This is a genomic window from Microvirga sp. jy35, assembly GCF_056148915.1.
Window position 1 is genome coordinate 175213 of the sequence record NZ_JBWBEW010000004.1, and the last position, 22410, is coordinate 197622.

At 64.9% G+C, this 22410-nt stretch carries 17 protein-coding genes; 12 read left to right on the plus strand and 5 right to left on the minus strand.

Annotated elements, in window-relative coordinates; translation table 11 throughout:
* Positions 1–6: 6 nt before the first annotated feature.
* Positions 7–228: a DUF2093 domain-containing protein gene (locus AC0QTX_RS05695; RefSeq protein ID WP_474602858.1), complete on the minus strand. Its 222-nt coding sequence runs from the start codon at positions 226–228 to the stop codon at positions 7–9.
* A gap of 71 nt (positions 229–299) precedes the next feature.
* A complete protein-coding gene (xseA, locus tag AC0QTX_RS05700) occupies positions 300–1874 on the minus strand; it encodes an exodeoxyribonuclease VII large subunit (protein ID WP_474602859.1) in 1575 nt (524 codons plus the stop codon).
* Between the two features lie 184 nt (positions 1875–2058).
* Between xseA and purD the strand changes: the two genes are divergently transcribed.
* The 5 genes from purD to AC0QTX_RS05725 all read left to right on the plus strand — a co-directional run bounded on the left by purD (position 2059) and on the right by AC0QTX_RS05725 (position 7962).
* Complete coding sequence (gene purD, locus AC0QTX_RS05705; RefSeq protein WP_474602860.1) at positions 2059–3336, plus strand: phosphoribosylamine--glycine ligase; 1278 nt, start codon at positions 2059–2061, stop codon at positions 3334–3336.
* A gap of 145 nt (positions 3337–3481) precedes the next feature.
* On the plus strand, positions 3482–4384 hold the full coding sequence (locus tag AC0QTX_RS05710; RefSeq protein ID WP_474602861.1) for an alpha/beta fold hydrolase: 903 nt from the start codon (positions 3482–3484) through the stop codon (positions 4382–4384).
* Positions 4385–4473: 89 nt separating this feature from the next.
* On the plus strand, positions 4474–4908 hold the full coding sequence (locus AC0QTX_RS05715) for a YsnF/AvaK domain-containing protein (RefSeq protein ID WP_474602862.1): 435 nt from the start codon (positions 4474–4476) through the stop codon (positions 4906–4908).
* Positions 4909–5076: 168 nt separating this feature from the next.
* A complete protein-coding gene (locus AC0QTX_RS05720) occupies positions 5077–6015 on the plus strand; it encodes a YsnF/AvaK domain-containing protein (RefSeq protein WP_474602863.1) in 939 nt (312 codons plus the stop codon).
* A gap of 222 nt (positions 6016–6237) precedes the next feature.
* The gene (locus AC0QTX_RS05725; protein ID WP_474602864.1) at positions 6238–7962 is read left to right on the plus strand and encodes a calcium-binding protein; all 1725 of its coding nucleotides are present in this window, start codon (positions 6238–6240) and stop codon (positions 7960–7962) included.
* Here AC0QTX_RS05725 and AC0QTX_RS05730 read toward each other — a convergent pair.
* A complete protein-coding gene (locus AC0QTX_RS05730) occupies positions 7959–8435 on the minus strand; it encodes a nucleoside deaminase (RefSeq protein WP_474602865.1) in 477 nt (158 codons plus the stop codon). The two genes, AC0QTX_RS05725 and AC0QTX_RS05730, sit on opposite strands and share 4 nt — an antisense overlap.
* A gap of 76 nt (positions 8436–8511) precedes the next feature.
* Between AC0QTX_RS05730 and AC0QTX_RS05735 the strand changes: the two genes are divergently transcribed.
* The 6 genes from AC0QTX_RS05735 to AC0QTX_RS05760 all read left to right on the plus strand — a co-directional run bounded on the left by AC0QTX_RS05735 (position 8512) and on the right by AC0QTX_RS05760 (position 16926).
* Positions 8512–10677 carry a pseudouridine synthase gene (locus AC0QTX_RS05735; protein WP_474602866.1) on the plus strand — a complete coding sequence of 722 codons (2166 nt, stop codon included), beginning with the start codon at positions 8512–8514 and terminating at the stop codon, positions 10675–10677.
* 274 nt (positions 10678–10951) lie between these two features.
* A complete protein-coding gene (gene rsmD / locus AC0QTX_RS05740) occupies positions 10952–11509 on the plus strand; it encodes a 16S rRNA (guanine(966)-N(2))-methyltransferase RsmD (protein ID WP_474602867.1) in 558 nt (185 codons plus the stop codon).
* A gap of 111 nt (positions 11510–11620) precedes the next feature.
* A complete protein-coding gene (locus AC0QTX_RS05745) occupies positions 11621–13819 on the plus strand; it encodes a calcium-binding protein (RefSeq protein ID WP_474602868.1) in 2199 nt (732 codons plus the stop codon).
* A 249-nt stretch (positions 13820–14068) separates the two neighbouring features.
* Positions 14069–15109: a zinc-dependent alcohol dehydrogenase family protein gene (locus AC0QTX_RS05750; protein WP_474602869.1), complete on the plus strand. Its 1041-nt coding sequence runs from the start codon at positions 14069–14071 to the stop codon at positions 15107–15109.
* A 255-nt stretch (positions 15110–15364) separates the two neighbouring features.
* Positions 15365–16408: an L-glyceraldehyde 3-phosphate reductase gene (gene mgrA / locus AC0QTX_RS05755; RefSeq protein WP_474602870.1), complete on the plus strand. Its 1044-nt coding sequence runs from the start codon at positions 15365–15367 to the stop codon at positions 16406–16408.
* A 113-nt stretch (positions 16409–16521) separates the two neighbouring features.
* Entirely contained in the window at positions 16522–16926 is a 405-nt protein-coding gene (locus tag AC0QTX_RS05760; RefSeq protein ID WP_474602871.1) for a PilZ domain-containing protein, read from the plus strand.
* Positions 16927–16973: 47 nt separating this feature from the next.
* Here the strand turns inward: AC0QTX_RS05760 and mutL are convergent, their stop codons facing one another.
* On the minus strand, positions 16974–18824 hold the full coding sequence (gene mutL / locus AC0QTX_RS05765) for a DNA mismatch repair endonuclease MutL (RefSeq protein WP_474602872.1): 1851 nt from the start codon (positions 18822–18824) through the stop codon (positions 16974–16976).
* 491 nt (positions 18825–19315) lie between these two features.
* Between mutL and AC0QTX_RS05770 the strand changes: the two genes are divergently transcribed.
* Positions 19316–20908: an isocitrate lyase gene (locus tag AC0QTX_RS05770; protein WP_474602873.1), complete on the plus strand. Its 1593-nt coding sequence runs from the start codon at positions 19316–19318 to the stop codon at positions 20906–20908.
* A gap of 87 nt (positions 20909–20995) precedes the next feature.
* On the opposite strand, the gene AC0QTX_RS05775 is transcribed toward AC0QTX_RS05770, so the two are convergent.
* A complete protein-coding gene (locus AC0QTX_RS05775) occupies positions 20996–22312 on the minus strand; it encodes a glucose-6-phosphate isomerase (protein ID WP_474602874.1) in 1317 nt (438 codons plus the stop codon).
* Positions 22313–22410: the final 98 nt, after the last annotated feature.

Here is a 22410-nt window from a genome sequence, read left to right on the forward strand (position 1 = left end):
CGCGCCCTACTTCCCGGCCGCGTCCTGCCCGGTGATGCGCATCATCACCGCCTCGGGCGAGGCATAGGCCTCCTGGCGCTCGACACTCCAGTACTTCAGTTCGTCCAGGGGGATCTGGGCCCCCGTCACCGCGCAGCGCACATAGGCTCCGGGCTTCACCACCCGAAGATTGCTGTCGAGGTATTGCACGACGGCCTCGCCGCCGCTGCGTTCGAACTTGTTCAACATGAATGACATCGAAGAAATGCGTTGCGCTTGTCCCTCACATAAGGACTGCGCCGGCGGATTGCCAACCTTATTCAGAACAGGGCGCCCTGCTCCTCCGCCACCACGATCCTCGACTTCACGGGTCGCGGACGCGACCCGAAGCGCCCGCCGGTGGCATCGGCCTTGCCGTCGGCGAATTCGATCACCAGGGACTGACCGTCCTGCACGGTCTCGGCGGAATTCATGGGCCGCCCTTCCGCATCGCGCACGAGAGCAAAGCCGCGCTTGAGCACGGACTTGTAGCTCAGGCTCTCAAAAAGCTTGGAGGCTGCATCGAGCTGCTTGGCCTTGCGGGTGATCTGTCCCTCGAGAGCCGGCCCGAGCCGCTCGGCGAGGCTCTTCATTACCTCATTCATCCGAGCGATCCGCGTTCGCTCGGTGCGCAGCAGAGTCTCACGGGAGACCACGAGACGGCGCCCGATTTGCTTGAGGCTCTCCTCGCGCAGGAGGATGGAGCGGCAGACCGCATTGTGGGGGCGCGGTCCCACCGCATCGAGGCGGGCGCGCATGCGGGCCACGTTCGCCACCGGCGACACATGGGCGAGCTGGCGCGCCACCTTGAGCAGCCGCTCCTCGTGCCCGCGGGCATTGCGGGAGAGCGCCGGATAGAGCTTGGTGGCGGCGAGGTCCAGCCGCTGGCGCTTGGGCGAGAACAGCGCCTCCGCGCTGGGCATGGCCCGGGTCGTGGCGCGCAGGTCAGAGCGCCGCCGCTCGACGAGCCTGAGCGCCGCCTCCACGTGACGGCGGGACAGATCGTTGACGGCTGCCATGAGCTCGACGCGCACCGGCACCACCATTTCGGCAGCCCCGGTGGGCGTCGGAGCGCGAACGTCGGAGGCATGGTCGATCAGCGTGGTATCGGTCTCGTGGCCGACCGCCGAGACGAGCGGGATGGCGCTCTCGGCGGCGGCGCGCACCACGATCTCTTCATTGAAGCCCCACAGGTCCTCGATGGAGCCGCCGCCGCGGGCGACGATCAGCACGTCGGGGCGCGGGATCCGTCCGCCCGGTTCGAGCGCGTTGAAGCCCCGGATGGCGGCGGCGACCTCCGCCGCGCAGGTCTCGCCCTGCACGCGCACCGGCCACACCAGCACGCGGCGGGGAAACCGGTCCTCCAGCCGGTGGAGGATGTCGCGGATCACGGCACCCGTCGGGGACGTCACGACGCCGACCACCTGCGGCAGGAACGGCAGGCGCCGCTTGCGCTCCGGAGCGAAGAGCCCCTCCGCATTGAGCTTGCGGCGGCGCTCTTCCAGCAGCGCCATGAGCGCGCCGATGCCTGCAGGCTCCAGGCTCTCGACCACGATCTGGTACTTGGACGAGCCCGGGAAGGTGGTGATTCGCCCGGTGGCGATGACCTCCATCCCCTCCTCGGGCCGGATCCTCAGCTTGGAGAAGGCCCCCTTCCAGATCACCGCATCGATGCGGGCATTCTGGTCCTTGATGCAGAAATAGGCATGGCCCGACGAATGCGGCCCCCGGTACCCCGACACCTCGCCCCGCAGGCGCACATGGCCGAACGCATCCTCCAGGGTGCGCTTGAGGGCGCCCGCGAGGTCGGACACCGACCATTCCTGGGCATTCGAGGGGGCTTTGTCTGCGAACATGACGTGAACCTACCCCGTGCCGCGGGGGCCTGCCAAGGGCACGGGCGCAACAGGCGGCGCCAACGGCACGCTATCCACTGTGCATTTCGCCGCGCCCTGCGAAAGACCCCAGGCTGCGCAGTTTCCGGGTAGGCGAAGAGCTTGAGAGCCGCTAAGAGCGCGGGCACCACAGGGAGGCAAGCCCATGAACATTCTTCTCATCGGTTCCGGCGGACGGGAGCATGCCTTGGCCCGCAGCCTCCAGGCGAGTGCTCTCTGCGACAAGCTCCTCATCGCCCCCGGCAATCCCGGCACGGCGCAGCACGGCACCAATGCGGCCCTGGACGTCACGGACCATCAGGCTGTGATCGATTTCTGCCGGGTGATGAATGTCGGTTTCGTGGTGGTCGGGCCTGAGGCACCCCTCGTGGCAGGCCTCGTGGACGACCTGAAGGCCGCCGGCATCAAGGCCTTCGGGCCGAGCAAGGCCGCCGCCCAGCTCGAGGGCTCCAAGGCCTTCACCAAGGATCTCTGCGCCGCGTTCGACATTCCGACCGCCGCCTACCGGCGCTTCACCGATGCGGAGATGGCGAAGGCCTATGTGCGCAGCTACGGCGTGCCGATCGTGGTGAAGGCTGACGGCCTTGCCGCCGGCAAGGGCGTGGTGGTCGCCATGTCGTTCGAGGAGGCGGAGGACGCCATCGACATGATGATCGGCGGCGGTCTCGGTGCTGCCGGAGCCGAGGTGGTGATCGAAGCCTTTCTCGAAGGCGAGGAGGCAAGCTTCTTCGCCCTCTGCGACGGCACCCGTGCGATCCCCTTCGGCACGGCCCAGGACCACAAGCGCGTGTTCGATGGCGACAAGGGCCCGAACACCGGCGGCATGGGCGCCTATTCGCCCGCCGCCGTGCTGACGCCGGAGCTGCAGGCACGCGTCATGCGGGAGATCATCGAGCCGACCCTTGCGGGAATGAAGGCTCGCGGCATGCCTTACACGGGCATTCTCTATGCCGGGCTGATGCTCACCAAGGATGGGCCGCAGCTCATCGAGTACAATGCGCGCCTCGGCGACCCGGAGACCCAGGTGCTGCTGCCGCGCCTCAGATCCGACCTCCTCCCTGCCCTGCTGGCCGCCTGCGACGGCATGCTGAACAGCATCTCCCTGCAATGGTCTGATGCGGCGGCGCTCACCGTCGTGATGGCGGCGAAGGGCTATCCGGGCGCGGTCGAGAAGGGCTCGGAGGTCAGGGGCATCGACCGGGCCGAGGAACTCAACGACGTGATCGTCTTCCATGCCGGCACGAGGCAGGACGGTGACCGCATCCTTTCCAGCGGCGGCCGGGTGCTCAACGTGACTGCGCTCGGCTCCACCATCGCCGAGGCCCAGAAGAAGGCCTATGAGGCCGTGGATCGGATCGACTGGCCCGAGGGATTCTGCCGCCACGACATCGGCTGGCGGGCCGTGGAGCGCGAACGGCAATAGCTTGCTACCCCTATTGACTGATGACGTTAGGTAAGTTTTCTCTCGTTAGGGTTGCGCCCCATTTTCCGGAGCCAACCCATCAATTTCGAGGATCGGCGCTCTAGCTTAATGTCGGGGCCATTCCACAACACACGAGCGGCTGACCATGAGCGACGATCTCTTTCCCGGTTTCGAGAGCCACTGGATCGACACTGAGGTCGGACGCGTCTTCGCGCGCAGCAAGGGCACCGGACAGCCGCTGGTCCTGCTGCACGGTTTTCCGCAGACGCACGTCATGTGGCACCATCTGGCGCCGGCGCTCGCCGAGACCCACACGGTCGTGTGCATGGACCTGCGCGGCTATGGCTGGTCCACGGCACCGAGAGGCGATGCCAAGCACGAGACCTATTCCAAGCGCGCCATGGGCCGGGACGTGATCGAGGTCATGGAAGCCTTGGGCCATGTGCATTTCGCCGTAGCGGGACATGATCGCGGCGCGCGCGTCGGCTACCGGCTCGCCCTGGATCATCCCGGTCGGGTCGAGCGCCTCGCGCTCCTCGATATCCTGCCGACCTACCATGTGTGGGAGCAGATGCGGGCGGGTGCGATTCCCGAGGCCCACTGGGGCTATCTCTCGCAAGCCCAACCGGAGGAGGAGATCGGGCGCGATCCGATCCCCTACTTCGAAGGGCTGATGCGGCTGTGGTCTGCTGCGGGCGACCTCGGTGCCTTCGATCACCGCGCGCTGGAATCCTACTGGCAGAGCTGCAACGAGCCCACGCGCATCCACGCCTTCTGCGAGGATTACCGCGCTGGCGCCACGCGCGACATCGAAGCCGATGAGGCCGACCTTGCAGCCGGCAAGACGATCACCTGCCCGACATACGTGATCTGGAGCGACTTCTATCTCGTCAGCGGCCCGATGGGGCAGAACCAGAAGCCTCTCGATGTCTGGCGCCGGAGCTTCGCCCCGAAGGCGAACGGCATCGGCGTGACGTCAGGGCATTTCGTGGCGGAGGAGAACCCGAGCGCGACCCTGGAGGCGCTGCAGGCTTTCCTGCAAAGCTGAAGTCCAACGATCGCATCGACCCGTCAGGCATTGCGGGAGGAACCTGTCATGCAAGCGGCACGTTCACCGCTGCATACGGGATCCCTTTCATGGCCAAGCATATCTCGGACCAGCCGAACTCACAGGACCTATCCTCCGAGACGGAAGTCATTCCGATCGTGGAAGAGGAGCTGCGCCTCGACAAACGAATGGTCACAACAGGCAAGGTTCGCGTCCGGACAAGCGTCGATATCGAGACGGAAATGGTCAAGGCCACGCTCGAGGGCGAGACTGTCGAGGTGACTCGCGTTCCCATCGACCGGATCGTCGATCACGCTCCCGACATCCGCACCGAGGACGACGTGACGATCATTCCCATCCTCGAGGAAGTCCTCGTCGTCGAGAAGCGTCTCGTCCTGAAAGAGGAACTGCACGTCCACAGGCGCAGAACCACTGAAGATGTCGAAACTCCGGTGGAGCTTCGCAAGCAGCGCGCCGTGATCGAGCGCGTGCCGGCCGAGGATGGCACGGACTCCACATCGTGAATTTGCGCCGTGAGCATCGCGTTGTTGGGAACGAAGTCTACGAGCAGCAATTGATAGGTCAATGCGTCTGATGCCGCGATGTTTGCAGTAATGCGGCACAGCTGCCCTGAAGCACCTGAAACGCATAGCAACCGTGCCGTTCTACGCGGCCCATGGAGATTTTGTGCAATGGCCAAGACCGTAACCTGCCTTTTCGGCAGCGACTCTCAAGCTTCATCCATCGTCCGCGAGCTGGAGCAATCGGGCATCTCGCAGGGCAAGATCTGCCTGTTCACGGCTTCCGGCGACAATCGCACGTGGGACGGCGCCAGCAGCTTCGACGAGAGCTCCAGCGGATCGCATCACGACCGCGTCGAGAACTACCTGACCACGAACGGCGTGCCGCACGATGACGCCCGCGCCTATGCGGAAGGCGTACGCCGCGGCCACGCCCTCGTTGCCGTGCGCTGCGATGATGACGAGGTCGACCGCGTGGTCGACATCCTCGACGACGACGATGTTCTCGACCTCGACGAGCGGCAGGATGCCTGGCGGTCGGAAGGCTGGAGCCACCAGGGTTCGGGCGTCGCCGATCTGGGAGGCACGGCAACGACCTCAGCCGGCATGCTGGGCACCGGCCAGACCGGCAGCAGCGCCATGACCGGTCGCGAAAGCCTTCAGGATGATCGCATGCACGCTCAGGGCCGCAGCTCGGAGGGCGACGAGGTCATTCCCATCGCCGAGGAAGAGCTGCATGTGGGTAAGCGCGAGGTCAGCCATGGCCGCGTCCGCATCCGCTCCCACGTGACCGAGCGCCCTGTGCAGGAGCAGGTCTCTCTCAGGGAAGAACACGTTTCCGTCGAACGCCGTCCGGCCGAAGGCACCCTGCGCACCGGCTCGGTGAACGATGGCGACCTCTTCCGTGAGCGCTCCATTGAGATGGAGGAGCGGGCCGAAGAGGCTGTCGTGTCGAAGGAAGCCCGTGTGGTCGAGGAAGTGGTGGTGCGCAAGAACGCCGATCAGCGCACGGAAACGGTCTCCGACACGGTGCGCAAGACCGAGGTCGAGGTCGACGACGACCGCAGCACCGGCGTCACGCGCACCGGCACTACGGATAAGAACCGCTAAAACTGACCTAAGGTAAGGATCAAAGCCCGGAGCATCCCGCTTCCGGGCTTTTTCTTCGGCCTCCTGTCCTATGACTGATCGCATGAGGTCTGAAGGAAAACGGCACCCTCCCAAGTGGGTAAAGCACGCCCCCGTGCGCCATCGCACAGCGCTTTAATGTTGCAGCAATATATGACGAAAGATACGCTATACAGTTGCTGACCACTTAGGATAGGGCGGAAAATGGGAAACAACATCGACAGCTATATCAACCTGAGGTCCACAGGGAACAGCGGCGCTCTCACCCACTACGCCGATGGCCGCTTCCTGTCGGTATGGACGGATTTCGACAGGAGCGGCGGTGCCTACGTCTACGGCAAGCTCTTCAATGCTGATGGCACAGCCGCGGGCAACCACTTCCTGATCGATCACGCTGCGAGCGCGTCCTATCGCGAGATTACCGCCGAAACCCTGTCCGATGGTCGGACCATCGTGGCCTGGGTGAAGAGCGATGGCTCAGGTTCGGCAGTTGTCGGCAAAGTGTTGAGCACAAGCTTCGCACCCTCCAGCACCCTGCTGACGCTCAGCCCGAATGCGGAAGCAGAGGACGCTCCTCAACTCCACGCCTCACCAGACGGCGGTTTCGCCGTGCTCTACCGTGGATCAGCTACTTTCGAGGGACAGCCTTTCACCGGAGTGATCGGACATTCTCTTGCTCCTGAAGGTGCGAACTGGACAACGACTTATCATGGCGGATTGAACGATCTACCGAACAATGGGAGCAACGCCACGACGGTCCTGGGAGATGGAACATGTGTCATTGCCTTGTCGGTTCCGATTGATAATGGAACCGGAACCAATGTCGGCGTTCTCATTCCCGGGAATGACGGAAACTGGACTCCAGTTCTGATCGATGATGTTCCGGGAGTCGTGAGTGGGATCAATCCAGCCATTGGCGCCATTGGCACGAACCGGTTCGTCGTAGCGTGGGAAGATGTCGAGGGACAAAACCGTGTCATGCGCGCGCAGGCGATGGACAGCACGGGCACGAAGATCGGGAATCCCATCACGTTCACCAAACCTCCTGGCACGCTTGAGGGCACTCCCGTCATCAAGCAACTCGCCAATGGCGGTTTCGCGATCGCATTCGTCGTCGAGACAAATGGCGACGAGAACCTGTACGCCGCTGCTGCCAATGCTAACGGCGAAATCACTCTGCAAACGACGAGCGTCGGCACCAACACAGCCGGCGACCAGTGGGATCCGTCCATCACTGCTTTGTCAGGCAATACATATGCGGTGAGCTGGCAGAGCAATGGCGAGAGCGGCCACAGTAATCAATACATGGTCGAGGTAATCGGCCGGGAAGCGCAGGATGTCACGACCGTGATCACTCCCGGGGGTGGCGGCGAACCGCCACAACCTCCCCTTCCTCCATCCCAGCCCTCCACCACCTGGACCGGCACGGAAGGCAATGATACCCGCATCGGCGGCGCCTCGTCCGAAACATTTTATGGCCTGGGCGGCAAGGACAACATCTCTGGCGCAGGCGGCAACGACAGCATCGATGGCGGCAAAGGCAACGACAGGATCCGTGGCGGGTTGGGCAACGACACGCTGAAGGGCAGCGAGGGGTTCGACGTCTTCATCTTCGACACCAAGCCCAACAAGTCCACGAAAAAGGACAAGATCTTGGATTTCCACTGGGCCTTCAACAGCATCTGGCTCGACAACAAGGTCTTCACCAAGCTGGGCAATAAGGGATCGGAGAAGAGCCCGGCACAGATGAAGAAGTCGTACTTCGCCATGGAGAAGGCCAAGGACAAAGACGACTACATCATCTACAGCAAGAAGAAAGGTGTCATCTATTACGATGCCGACGGCTCAGGCTCGAAGTTCAAGGCGGTTGAAATCGCCGCCCTGAAAGCGGGTCAAAAGCTGATCTGGGACAATTTCTACGTGATCTAGCGCCGGCCCTCGAAGAACTCCCGCAGCAGCACAGCCGCCTCGCTTTCGCGGATGCCGCCATAGACCTCCGGGGCGTGGTGGCAGGTCGGCTGGTCGAAGAAGCGCACGCCGCTGTCCACCGCGCCGCCCTTGGGGTCGTGCGCGGCGTAATAGACCCGCCGGATGCGGGCAAAGGAGATCGCTCCGGCGCACATGGTGCAGGGCTCGAGCGTGACGTAGAGATCGCAGCCGGTGAGCCGCTCGTCGTCGAGGGCTTGGCAGGCCCGGCGGATGGCGAGCATCTCGGCGTGGGCGGAAGGGTCGCGCAGCTCTCGCGGTCGGTTGCCGGCCGAGGCGACGATGCGCCCGTCCCTGACGATGACGGCCCCGACCGGCACCTCCCCGCGCGCGGCAGCGGCACGGGCCTCGTCGAAGGCCACGCTCATGGGATCGGCCTGTTCCGGATCAAGCGGCTTGTGATCGGCGTTGTCCATCAGTCTCGTGGTTCCCATTGCTTTCGTTGATTCCTTGGCCCTCGCTTCTCTTGAGCACCTCTGCTATCAGGCTCCCATGACCGACAGCAACGACGATAATCGCAGGGGCCGTCCGCCGGGACGCTCCGACCGTGGCCGCCCCTCGTCCGGCGACCGCCCGCGCAAGCCCCGCGAAGGCGGCGAGCGCCCCTTCCGCGCCCGAGGCGACGACGACCGCCCGCGCAAGCCTCGTGACGCCGGAGACAAGCCGTTCCGCAGCCGCGATGGGGACAAACCCTTCCGTCCAAGGCCTGAGGGCGGCGCCCGTCCCTTCCGCAGCCGGGACAGCGACGACCGTCCGCGCCGTTCCGAGGGCGGCGACAAGCCGTTCCGCGCCCGCAGCGCCGGGGACAAGCCGTTCCGCCCGCGCGGCGAAGGTGGCGACAAGCCCTTCCGTCCGCGTCGTGAGGATGGTGACCGCCCCTTCCGGGGCCGTGGCGGCGACGAGCGTCCGCGCCGCTTCGACCGCTCCGCTGAGGATCGCCCGCGCCGCGCCCGCGAGGAGCAGCCCGCCGTTCAGGCCGAGCCTCAGGAGCCGGTCGAAGACCGCATCGCCAAGGTGATCGCCCGGGCGGGCATCGCTTCCCGCCGCGACGTGGAAGCGATGATCGCGGAAGGCCGCGTCACCCTCAACGGCAAGGTGCTGGACTCTCCTGCGGTCAACGTGACGGCGGCCGACATGATCACCGTGGACGGCGAGCCCCTGCCCGCCAAGGAGCGCACGCGCCTGTGGCTCTTCCACAAGCCGCGCGGCCTCGTGACCACGGCCAAGGACCCGGAGGGACGCCCCACGGTGTTCGACAACCTGCCGGAGGATCTGCCCCGCGTGGTGGCGATCGGGCGCCTCGACATCAACACGGAAGGCCTGCTGCTGCTCACCAATGACGGCGGGCTGGCCCGCGTCATCGCCCACCCGGACACCGGCTGGCTGCGCCGCTACAAGGTGCGCGCCCATGGCGAGGTGAACCAGGCGGATCTGGACAAGCTTCGCGACGGCATCTCCATCGACGGGATCGACTACGGCCCCATCGAGGCGCGCCTCGACCGGCTGCAGGGCGACAACGCCTGGATCACCATGGGCCTGCGCGAAGGCAAGAACCGCGAGATCAAGCGCATCCTGGAGCATATGGGCCTGCAGGTGAACCGCCTGATCCGCATGTCCTTCGGCCCGTTCCAGCTCGGCGATCTCGAGGTCGGCCTCGTGGAAGAGGTGCGCACCAGGGTGCTGAAGGATCAGCTCGGCGAAGCGCTGGCTACCGAAGCCGGTGTCGATTTCGAGAGCCCCGTGCGCGAGCCCATCGCGCCCTTCGGCTCCTCGAAGAAGGAACAGGAGCGCGACGAGCGTCCTGCTCGGTCCCCGCGCGGCCGCGATGACGAGCGCCCGCGCCGCCGTCGCGACGATGACGAACGGCCGTTCCGCGCCCGTGACGGCGAACGTCGCGGCCGCGACGAGGAGCCCGAAAAGCGCCCCTCCCGCCTCGACCCCAAGCGCAGCGTGTGGCGCGCCGGCGAGACCGACGAGGATGCACCAAGCAAGAAGATGCCCCGCCGGGGCGCCGATCCGCGCGAAGCCCGTGCTGTGTCCGGGGAGCGTCAGCGCGAACGTGTGGGCGCGATTACCTCCAAGGAAGGCCGCAAGGTCCGGGTGGAGCGCCTGGTGCGCCAGCCGCAGGAAGAGGAGGCACCCGCTCCGCGCAGGGGTCGTGGCGGTGCTGGCAGCGAGGAGCGCCCTCGTCGCCGTGACGATCGCGATGCGGCTCCGGCCCGTCGCGGGCGTGAGGCCGCAGCCCGTCCAAGCCGCGACGACGACCGCCCGCGCCGTCCGGCAGGCGACAGGCCGTTCCGCTCCCGCGACGAGGGTTCCGAGGATCGTCCGCGCAGGCCCCAGGGCGACCGCCCCTTCCGTTCGCGCGAAGGTGGCGCGGACCGCCCTGGCAGGCCGCAAGGAGATCGGCCGTTCCGCTCCCGTGAGGGCGGCGATGACCGCCCTCGCCGCTCCGAGGGAGACCGTCCGTTCCGCGCCCGCGGCGACGATGACCGTCCCCGTCGCGGCCCTCCGTGGGGCGATGGTCCCTCGCGCGGCGGGCCGAGAGGCGGCGCCGGCGGCGGCTTCAAGAGCGGTCCCAGGGGCGCCTCCAAGGGCGGTGCCTCGAAGGGCGGCTTCAAAGGCGGTTCCAAGGGCGGCCCGCGCGGTCGCCGCTAAGGGAGCATGAGGAAAAACCGACCTCGCCCTGAGAAGCTGCGTTAGAGGCCTCAAGCCGGGCTGGCTCCCTATGCGGCCTTGCCCCAGGCCCTCATCCTGAGGAGGTCACGGAAGTGACCGTCCTGAAGGACGAGGGCGCCTCCAGCACGCACTGGATCCTCCTTCGAGACGCAGCTTCGCTGCTCCTCAGGATGGGGGCGGTGCGTTACAATCCAGACCCTTAGAATGAGGCTCAATGTGAGCTTTGCGAGACTCTCTTCATGAGGTTTGAACCATGAGAATCGTGGGCGGGCGCTGGCGCGGCCGCTCGCTGAAGGGGCCGAGTTCGGACGCCATCCGCCCGACCTCGGACCGCCTGCGCGAGACGCTCTTCAACATCCTCCAGCATTCCTACGACGACCCCATCGAGGGCGCGCGCGTGCTCGACCTGTTCGCCGGCACCGGCGCCCTGGGGCTGGAGGCGCTCTCCCGCGGTGCCGCCTTCGCACTTTTCGTCGATGACGGCGCGCAGGCCCGCGGCATCATTCGCGAAAATGTTGAGGCCCTGGGCGCCGGCGGCGCCACCCGCCTCTTCCGCCGCGACGCCACCCGCATGGGCGAGGCCGCGCCCAACGCGCCCTTCTCCGTGGTGTTCTGCGACCCGCCCTACGGCAAGGACCTCGCACCCAAGGCGCTCCGCTCCTGCGCAGACGGCGGCTGGCTCGTACCGGATGCGCTCGTCATCGTGGAGGAGGCGCAGGGCGTCGAGGTCTCGCTGCCGGAGCGCTTCGAGGGGATCGAACGGCGGGATTACGGGGAGACGAAGGTGGTGTTCGGGCGTTTCAGGGGTTGAGATCGCCTGCCCACGCTCCTGCAACAAGACGGTTGTCCTATTGCTGATTTTGCATAACATTGCGTCACCACGCCATGAGGCACTATTCTTGCACTCACAATGGGGGCTGCGATGGCAAAACCGTTTTTCTGGGGCTCTCAGATCCCGTTTTCGTCTGCCGTTGGCAACCCTCATGTGACGGCGCTCAGCAACGGCACCTTCCTTGTCGTTGGCAAGACAGATCCAGCGACGCCGAACATGAAGATGAGGGCCTGGATCTACAATGCGGATGGCTCACTGAAGGAAGAGAAGATTCTTGAGTCCGCATATTATCCAGGCTTCTGGGAGAACCTGGTGCATGGCGCGAGCAGTCATTCTGTCGTAGAACTTCCAGACGGCCGCATTGCCCTGAACTGGTCGATCGTATCCAGCGCTCCCGGACACACCGGAGCATGGATGGGACTCTATGGAAGCGATTTAAAGCCGATTGGAAAGCCCATTCCTGTTGCCGGCATCCATGGCGATCCCCAAAGCCAGGGTGGAGAGTACAAAGCGGACGATGCCATCGGTCTCAGCGACGGAAGCGTCATTGTCACCTACCGCAGCCTGGGGGGCGATGCCTTTCTGCGCATCCTAAGCCCCACTGGCGTTGTCTCGGAGCCCTATCCCTTCGCACAGACTCCCTTCTCCACGCGCACAGAAGGTTTTGGATCCGTCGTTAGCTTGGCTGCCCTCTCCGATGGAAAGGTTGCCATTGCCCTTCGTAACAGCGATACGAGCTTTCAAGTTTTCATCCTCGATCCCGCGAACGAGACCGGCCCTATCCCTTTAGCGCCGATCTTCAGCGGCACGGCAGCCAACATTAGAGAACGCGATATCAAGATCACCGCTCTGAAGGAGGGCGGGTTTGTTGTGGGCTGGACTGAAATGGGCAACCTCGATCAGCCTGCATACATCCCGTACGTGCAAGCCTTCAATGATCAGGCGAAGCCTATAGGCAGTAAGATCCCTGTTGCCGCTGGTTCGTACGATTGGGCGGCCCTGCCGGATGTGGTGGCCGTGCCCAATGGCGACTTCGCTGCCGCATATAAAAAAGCGACAAGAATCGATGGAGGCGTTGCGGTCTCCGACGTTTATCTCTCCATCTTCAACCCCGAAAAGGGGCGTATCAGTGAAGAGATGATGCTGAACGAGGCCGTGACAGCGGGATCGTTCGACCTCCAGGGCCTATCCGTGTTGAGGGATGGACGGATCGTTGTTCAATTCTCCGGAGGCATTCAGATCGTCGACCCGCGGCAGGCTGGCCAAGCTGTGATCGGCACCGGCTCTGACGATCAGTATATCGGCTCCGCCTTCGGAGATGCCATGAGCGGGGCGGCTGGATCGGATCGCCTGCGCGGCGAAGGCGGCAACGACACGCTGGATGGCGGCGCAGGTGCCGACATCCTGAACGGCGGCGACGGCTTCGACTTTGTATCGTTTGCCAGCTCCGTTGCGGGCGTGAGCGCCAGCCTTGCGGATCCCTCCGGGGATGGTGCCGGCGACACATGGATTTCCATCGAAGGCATTATCGGTTCGAACCATGCCGATATCCTGACAGGCAGCGGCGCCGCACAGCTGCAAGGCGGCGCGGGTCATGACGCCTACAAAGTGCGATCAGGCGACGTGGTAGCGGAGAGTGCAGGCGGCGGACGTGACACGGTGCTGGCCTCCTCGTCCTACACCCTATCAGCTTCTGCCGAGGTGGAGGTGCTCAAGCTCTCTGGCGTATCGTCCAAGAGGTCAGCCAACCTGACCGGCTCGGACAGTGACAACGAGATCACAGGCCACACGGGCAAGAACACGCTCAAGGGCCAAGGCGGCAACGATGTGCTGAAAGCCTCTTCCGGCAACGATGTGCTGAAAGCCTCTTCCGGCAACGATGCTTTGTATGGCGGCTCAGGCTCCGACAAGCTCTACGGCGGCACCGGCAACGACAAGCTCTATGGCGGCACAGGCACGGGCAAGGACGTGTTCGTGTTCGACACCAAGCCCAGCAAGAGCACAAATGTCGATCGGATCTACGACTTCAACACGAAGTACGACTCGTTCCAGCTCGAGGACAAGATTTTCACGAAACTCGGCAAGGGATCGACGAAGGGCGTGAAGTTCAAGTCCGACATGTTCGTGAAAGGCAAGGCCGCGCAGGATCTGGAGGACCGGATCATCTACGACAAGGAAACCGGCGCGCTCTACTACGACAAGGATGGAACCGGCTCGGCCGCGCAGGTGAAGATCGCCACCCTCAACAAGAACCTCAAGATCTACTCTCACGATTTCTACGTAATCTGAACGGCATGGAGTGCAGTCCCTCACATCCCAGGCCGTCATCCCGGGGCCGCGCAGCGGAGCCCGGGACATAACCGCCGACGGTGCATAATGAGGCACAAAGCTGATCGCCTCTTCTTGAAATGTGATGTTCATGGATCCCCGCCTTCGCGGGGATGACAGGGGGAGCGCCAGGTCTCCTCCCGCGTCATTTGCCCTCCCCTGCCCCGACCGCTATACCGCCGTTGTCCCATCGCGGAGGAAGGGCTCATCATGAAAGCGGTACTCTTCGAGCAGTTCGGCCAGCCGCCACGCGTGCAGAACGTTCCGGATCCGACGCCTTCAGCGGAAGGGGTTGTGATCAAGGTGGAGGCAACGGGCCTTTGCCGGAGCGACTGGCACGGCTGGATGGGGCATGATTCCGACGTGGTCCTGCCGCATGTGCCAGGCCACGAACTCGCCGGCACGGTGCTTGCCGCTGGCAGGCAGGTCACGCGCTGGAAGAAGGGCGACCGCGTCACGGTGCCGTTCGTCGGCGGATGCGGCCACTGTCATGAATGCAATTCCGGCAACCATCAGGTCTGCGAGCAGCAGTTCCAGCCGGGCTTCACGGCCTGGGGATCCTTCGCGGAATACGTGGCGGTGGATTTCGCCGATACGAACCTTGTCATGCTTCCCGAGGAACTCGACTTCGCCACTGCCGCGAGCCTCGGCTGCCGGTTTGTCACCTCGTTTCGCGCGATTGTCGACCAGGGGCGCGTGAAGCCTGGCGAATGGGTGGCCGTGCACGGCTGCGGCGGCGTCGGCCTGTCGGCGGTCATGATCGCAACCGCCATGGGGGCCAACGTGATCGCCGTCGATCTTACTGAGGAGAAGCTCGCCTTCGCGCGCGGGATGGGCGCGGTGGCGACCGTCAACGCCCGTGATGCCGCCGATGTGGTTGGCGCGGTAAAGGAGATCACCAGGGGCGGCGCGCATGTTTCCGTCGATGCTCTGGGCAGCCCGGTGACCTGCTTCAACTCCATCGCCAATCTGCGCCGCCGCGGACGCCATGTGCAGGTCGGTCTGATGGTGGGCGATCATGCCCGCACGTCCGTGCCGATGGCGCAGATCATCGCCCATGAGCTCGAGATCTACGGCAGCCACGGCATGCAGGCCTTCCGCTATCAGGACATGATGGAGATGATCCGCGCTGGAAAGCTCGCGCCCCAGAGGCTCATAGGCAAGCACCTGAGCCTGGAGGAGGCACCTGCCGCTCTCATGGCAATGGACCGGTTCGAAGGACTCGGCATCAGCGTCGTCACGCGGTTCTGAGAATGACCTGCGCCTGCCACAGCCACCATGCCGTCACCGGCCTTGTGCCGGTGATCTCGGTTCGTGAGGCGCCACGCACAAGCGGATCGGGACGGTCGGGACGAGCCCGGCCATGACGTGAAGGCCGCAACACGGTCATCGCCCCATAGGGCAATGGAGATGGCGATCAGGCCTTCGGTCCTGCATTCACGGTGTTGAATGCAGGTAAGGCGCGCTATGTAAGTCGTCTGCCCTGTTGCCGCGCTGGAGATTTCGATGGCCTACCTGCCCGCCGCCAACCGCTATGATGCGATGACCTACAACCGGTGCGGCCGCAGCGGGCTGATGCTGCCGGCGATCTCGCTCGGGCTCTGGCACAATTTCGGCGAGGACAAGTCGGCCGCCACCGCACGGGATATCTGCCGTACGGCCTTCGATCTCGGCATCACGCATTTCGATCTTGCCAACAATTACGGCCCTCCTCCCGGATCCGCCGAGACCCTGTTCGGTGAAATCCTCCGGCACGACTTCCATGGCCTGCGGGACGAAATGGTGATTTCCACCAAGGCGGGCTACCGCATGTGGCCCGGCCCCTACGGCGAGTGGGGCAGCCGCAAGTATCTTCTCTCCAGCCTGGACCAGAGCCTCAAGCGCATGGGGCTCGACTATGTGGACATTTTCTATTCCCACCGGTTCGATCCGGACACGCCCCTGGAAGAGACCATGCTGGCGCTCGACTCGGCGGTGCGGCAGGGCAAGGCTCTCTATGCAGGCCTCTCCTCCTACAACAGCCAGCGCACCCGCGAGGCGGTCGGGATCCTGCGTGAGCTCAAGACCCCCTGCATCATTCATCAGCCGAGCTATTCCATGCTCAACCGCTGGATCGAGGAGGACGGGCTCCTCGACACGCTCGACGAGGTCGGCGTGGGATCCATCGTGTTCTCGCCGCTGGCGCAGGGCATGCTGACGACGAAGTACCTGAATGGCGTCCCCGAGGAGAGCCGCGCCGCCCAAGGCAAGTCCCTGCGCACCTCCTTCCTGAGCGAAGAGAACCTTGCCCGCATCCGCGGCCTCAACGGCATCGCCGAGCAGCGCGGGCAGACGCTGGCGCAGATGGCGCTCGCCTGGGTGCTGCGCGGCGGGCGCGTGACCTCGGCGCTCATCGGCGCGAGCCGTCCAGAACAGGTCGTCGACTGCGTGGGCGCGCTCGGAAACCTGTCGTTCACTCCGGAGGAGCTCGCCGAGATCGATCGGTTCGCCGGCGAGGGCGACCTGAACATCTGGGCCGCTTCGGCAGAACGGAAGGGACCTTCCCGTTAGGTCGAGGCACAATCCCCATACTCTTCCGGGATACCTCTTTCGAGGGACTTGAGAAGCCGGTTAACAAATGGTTAATGCAAAGCTTCATTGGCCATTTGCCTCAGGTCGCTTCCATGATCCCCGTCACTGCCTCCGACAACCGCCGGCACGCCAGGCGCTTTCCTGCCCATCACCCGGCGCAGATCATGCTCGGGCCGGATGCGATGATCCCCTGCGTGGTGCGCGACATCTCGACCGGCGGTGCCAGGATCGCCCTGAAGCCCCAGATGGACCTGCCCGAGACCTTCGATGTGTTCATCGCAGCCCACGACCTGCAGGTCCGCCGGGCGCGGGTGTGCTGGCGCAAGGGTGATTTCGCCGGGATCGCTTTCAGCTCCGACGAAGACGATGCCGTCATGACCGTCGAAGCGCCCCGCACGCTCACCTTCGAGGATTGTCTCGATCGGGCCGCCATGCCGGCTCATCTCGCGGCCAAGCCGGCTCGCAAGAACCTCAAGCTCTATCAGACCAGCATCTGACCATCGTGTGAGCTCCTCCATGGGTGAGGGGCTCCATCAGGCACACGTCAGCGCCGTCCGAACAGGCGCTCGATGTCGCTCAGCTTGAGCTCGACATAAGTGGGCCGCCCGTGATTGCACTGGCCCGAGAGCGGCGTCACCTCCATCTCGCGAAGAAGAGCGTTCATCTCCTCCGGACGCAGACGCCGCCCGGACCGGATCGAGCCGTGGCAGGACATGCGGGAGAGAACCGCATCGAGCCGCTCCTCCAGCGGGTTTGAAGCGCCCTGCCCCCATTCGGCGAGCGCATCGGCCACGTCCTGCACCAACGCCTTGATGCGGCCTCCCGCCAGAGCCGACGGCACCTCGCGCACGAGAAGCGCGCCATGGCCGAACGGCTCGACCACGAGGCCGAGGCTCTCCAGCGAGGCCGCCTCCGCAAGCACCCGGTCAGCATCCACAGGGTCGAGATCGACCACCTCGGGGATGAGCAGCATCTGCCGCGCGATCCCTGACGAGGCGCGCTCGCGCTTCAGGCGCTCATAGACGAGGCGTTCATGCGCCGCATGCTGGTCGACGATGACGATGCCGTCCTGCGTCTGCGCCACGATATAGGTTCCGTGAAGCTGCGCGCGGGCCGCACCGAGCGGCGCCTCCTCGGCCTGCGGCTCCATCTCGCCAAGCGTCGCGCGGCTGTCGGCGGAGGGCGCGGAGAGATCGGGCAGGCTCGCCTGCCGTTCTGCAAGACCGTGGCCCGGTGTGTAGGATCCTTCGGGAGGATCGAGCGGAGCCTGCCAGTTGGCGAAGGCCCCTGTGGGGCGGACGGCATGCGTGCGGTGCGGGTAGGCGGGACGCAGGGGCGTCGCGCCCTGAGGGCGCAGGCTCTCGAGCGTGCGCGTGCCGCCGGTGGACGAGGCCCGGAAGGCATAGCGGGTGATGGCTTCCTTCAGGGCCGCCACCACGAATCCGCGCACGAAATTCGGATCGCGAAAGCGCACCTCGGTCTTCGCCGGATGCACGTTCACGTCCACGGCGTGTGGATCGAGGTCGATCATGATGGCAAGCACCGGGTGCCGGTCGGAGGCCATCACATCCGCATAGGCGCCGCGCACGGCCCCTAACAGCAGCTTGTCGCGCACGGGCCGTCCGTTGACCACGAAATGGATCGCGGTGCCGGTGCCGCGATGATAGGTGGGCAGGCTCGCGAAACCGTTCAGCCGCACGCCCTCGCGCTCGACCCCGATCATCATGGCGTTCTCGTGGAACTCAGGTCCCAGCACCCGCGAGAGGCGGCGCAGGAAACCATGCTCGCCGGGCTCTTCGGGCGGATAGGTGAAGCCCGTGATGTGCTCGCCCGAGAGGGTGAAGCGGATCGTGGGGTGCGCGATGGCAAGCCGCTTGACGATCTCCGCCACCGCCTGGGCTTCCGAGCGGTCGCTCTTCAGGAACTTCAGGCGCGCGGGCGTGGCGGAAAACAGGTCCGTCACCTCGACCCGGGTGCCCTTGGGCGCGGGCGCGGGCCGCACCGGGCTCTTGACCCCCGCCTCCACCACGATGGCGCTGCCGGTCTCGGCCTCGGCAGTGCGGGACACGATGGACAGCCGCGCCACCGCCCCGATGGACGGCAGGGCCTCGCCGCGGAACCCGAGGGTGTTGATGGCGAACAGGTCGCCGTCCGGGAGCTTGGACGTGGCGTGGCGCTCGACCGCGAGCTCCAGATCCTCGGGCGTCATGCCCCGACCGTCATCGACGATGCGGATGAGGCGGCGGCCGCCCGCCTCCACGGTGATCTCGATGGAGGCTGCCCCCGCATCGACGGCATTCTCGACCAGTTCCTTCACGGCCGCGGCCGGGCGCTCCACGACCTCGCCCGCAGCGATGCGGTCGACAAGGATGGGATCGAGGCGGCGGACATGCATGAGGATTGCGGATCTCAAGAATTCGGAATCAGGGGAAGATAGGCTCTCGCAGCTCCGGAAACCAGAACGGACGACGTTATTCCCCCGCCCGTTTCGACCCCGCCAGCGTCATGGCCGGGTCCTGTCCGGAGCTGACCACCCTGCAAGGAGCGCCTCGACAGGCTACCGGCTTGTAAAAACAGTGACACCCGTCTTGTCACAGACCCGGGACATCTGCGGCCTCCGTACCTCGTCAGGGCGGCTTCACCTTTAGGATGAACGATCGTCGATAAGGATCAACAGATTAGAGGGCGCGAAAGCATCAGCATGGCAGTCCGCCAGGAATATCAACAGCTTGGCAGCATCCAAAGAAATCCCGGAGTTGTAAATAATTTACAATTTGACTCTGCCTATCTTGTAAAGCTTGACACCTGAACCTTAACTCGCCTTCACGGCCTCGAACGCTCCCGGTACTTCCTCGTTCAACCTTCACAAAAACGAGGAACACGACCGTGGCTTACCAAGATCAGATCACACAGGCTCAGATCCTTATCGAGGGCCAAAACACCTGGAACGGCATCGATCCCGAGTCGGTCGCCCGCATGCGGCTGCAGAACCAGTTCAGGACCGGGCTCGACATTGCCCGCCATACGGCCAAGATCATGCGCGAGGACATGGCGGCCTACGATGCCGATCCGTCCCTCTACACCCAGTCGCTGGGCTGCTGGCACGGATTTATCGGCCAGCAGAAGATGATCTCGATCAAGAAGCATTTCGGCTCCACCAAGCGCCGCTACCTCTACCTGTCGGGCTGGATGGTGGCTGCCCTGCGGTCGGAATTCGGCCCGCTGCCCGACCAGTCCATGCACGAGAAGACCAGCGTTCCGGCCCTGATCGAAGAGCTCTACACCTTCCTGCGCCAAGCCGATGCCCGTGAGCTCGGCATGCTGTTCCGCGATCTCGACGGCGCCCGCAAGAGCGGCAACATGGTCAAGGAACGGGAGCTGGTGAATGCCATCGACAATTACCAGACGCATATCGTCCCGATCATCGCCGACATCGATGCGGGCTTCGGCAATGCCGAGGCGACGTATCTTCTCGCCAAGAAGATGATCGAGGCCGGCGCCTGCTGCCTCCAGATCGAGAACCAGGTCTCGGACGAGAAGCAGTGCGGCCATCAGGACGGCAAGGTCACCGTTCCGCACGAGGACTTCCTCGCCAAGATCCGGGCCATCCGCTACGCGTTCCTCGAGCTCGGCGTCGATGACGGCCTGATCGTCGCGCGCACCGACTCGCTCGGCGCCGGCCTCACCAAGCAGATCGCCTTCAGCCGCGAGCCGGGCGACATCGGCGACCTCTACAACGGCTTCCTCGACTGCGAGGAGATCACGCCCGAGAACTGCACCAACGGCGACGTGGTGATCAACCGGGGCGGCAAGCTCCTGCGTCCCAAGCGGCTGGCGAGCAACCTGTTCCAGTTCCGCCCCGGCACGGGCGAGGACCGCTGCGTGCTCGACTGCATCACGGCGCTGCAGAACGGCGCGGATCTCCTGTGGATCGAAACCGAGAAGCCGCATGTGGACCAGATCGCCGGCATGGTCGACCGCATCCGCGAGGTCATTCCGAACGCGAAGCTCGTCTACAACAACTCGCCGTCCTTCAACTGGACCGTCAACTTCCGCCAGCAGGTCTTTGATGCCTGGGAGAAGGCCGGCAAGGACGTGTCGCAATACGATCGCGCCAAGCTGATGAGCGTGGATTACGACGACAGCGAACTCGCCGGGGAAGCCGACGAGCGCATCCGCACCTTCCAGGCGGACGGAGCCAAGCGCGCCGGCATCTTCCACCACCTCATCACCCTGCCGACTTATCACACGGCGGCGCTCTCCACCGACAACCTGGCGAAGGAGTATTTCGGCGAGCAGGGCATGCTGGGCTATGTGCGCAACGTGCAGCGGCAGGAGATCCGTCAGGGCATCGCCTGCGTGAAGCACCAGAACATGGCCGGCTCCGATATCGGCGACGACCACAAGGAGTATTTCGCCGGCGAGGCCGCGCTGAAGGCCGGCGGCGCGCACAACACCATGAACCAGTTTGCGGCTTGAAAGATCAGCGGGCGGGGCATTCTGCGCCCCGCCCGACACAACGCGGCTTGCGGATGTCGGATCGCAAGCCGCTCTTGCTTGTGATGGCTATCCCTGCGCGAGATACTGCTTGGCGAGGATCTTGCCCTCTTCCACCGCCGGCTGGTCGAACGGATCGACGCCGAGCGCGTAGCCGGCGAGGATCGTCTCCAGCATGAAATGCATGAGCAGTTCGCCCACCGCGCGCTCGTCGAGCGTCTCGACATGGATCTGGCGGGTCGGGCGGCCGTTCCGAGCCAGCGTATCGGCCGTGGCGCGCCCCTGCGCGGCCACGAGATCGCCGATATGCTTGCCGCCGAAGCCCGGCTCGCCGGCCCGCTTGGCGAGCTTCTCGTCCATGAGTGGCCCCTTGCCCGCAACACCCGTGGTCATGACCGTGAAGAGCTTGTCGTTGGGGCCTGCAAGATAGAGCTGGAGCTGGCTGTGCTGGTCCACCGGCCCGATGGCGGCGACCGGCTGGGTGCCGTGGCCATCCTTGCCGATGCTCTCGGCCCAAAGCTGCACCCACCAGCGGGTGAAGCGTTCCATGCGGTCCGCATAGGCCATGGCGACCGTGATGCCCTTGCCGTCCCTGGCCATGGCCACGTTGAGTGCGGCCCCGAGCGCGGCCGGCGCGTCCTTGGCCGCAGCGCCGCTGCGGAAGGGCTCGTATGCGTCCGCCGCACCCTGACGGATCGCCGCGATGTCCAGGCCGAGCACCGCTGCCGGCAGCAGGCCCACATTGGTGAGCACCGAGTATCGTCCGCCGATGCCAGTGTGGTGCTCGAGAAACCGCACGCCCTCGGGCTCCAGCAGATCGCGCAGCGCGTTTCTGACGCCGCTCTTGCGCGGCTCCGAGAGGCCGAGGAAAACGTCCTTGGGATGCGCGCTCAGGCCCGCCTTCTCCAGGGCCGTGAGCACGGCGATCGTCTGCATCAGGGTCTCGCCCGTGCCGCCGGATTTCGAGATCGACACGAACTTGGTCGAGGAGAGCGGCAGCTTGTGCAGCACCCGGTCGAGGGTGACCGGATCGAGATTGTCGAGGAAATGGACGCGGGGGCTCTCGGTGAAGCGCCCGGCACCCGGCACCGCATAGTCCTTCAACTGTGCCAGGGTCTGGCCGCCGAGGCTCGATCCGCCCGTGCCGAGGAACACCACGTCGGTGGCATCGTCGCGCAGGAAGGTCGCCGCCTCGCGCACGCTCGCCAGGTCGTCCGTGGTGCGGGGCATGTGGAGCAGCGGCAGCCGCCCCGAAGAATCGTCCTCCGCCAACCGCTTCATGGCCTCGCCCACGAGCGCGAGCGCCTCGTCCAGCGCCGCCTGCGGCAGACCGCCCTCCCCGATAGTGGCATCCAGGGCAAGATCGATCGATTGCTGCAGGGGCATAGGCGTACTCCGACTCGCTTCAAAGAGGGAGCCAAGATTAGGGCAGAGCGGAGGCTGAGGCTAGAGTCGCGGCACAGAACCTGGATCTCTGGCCTGAG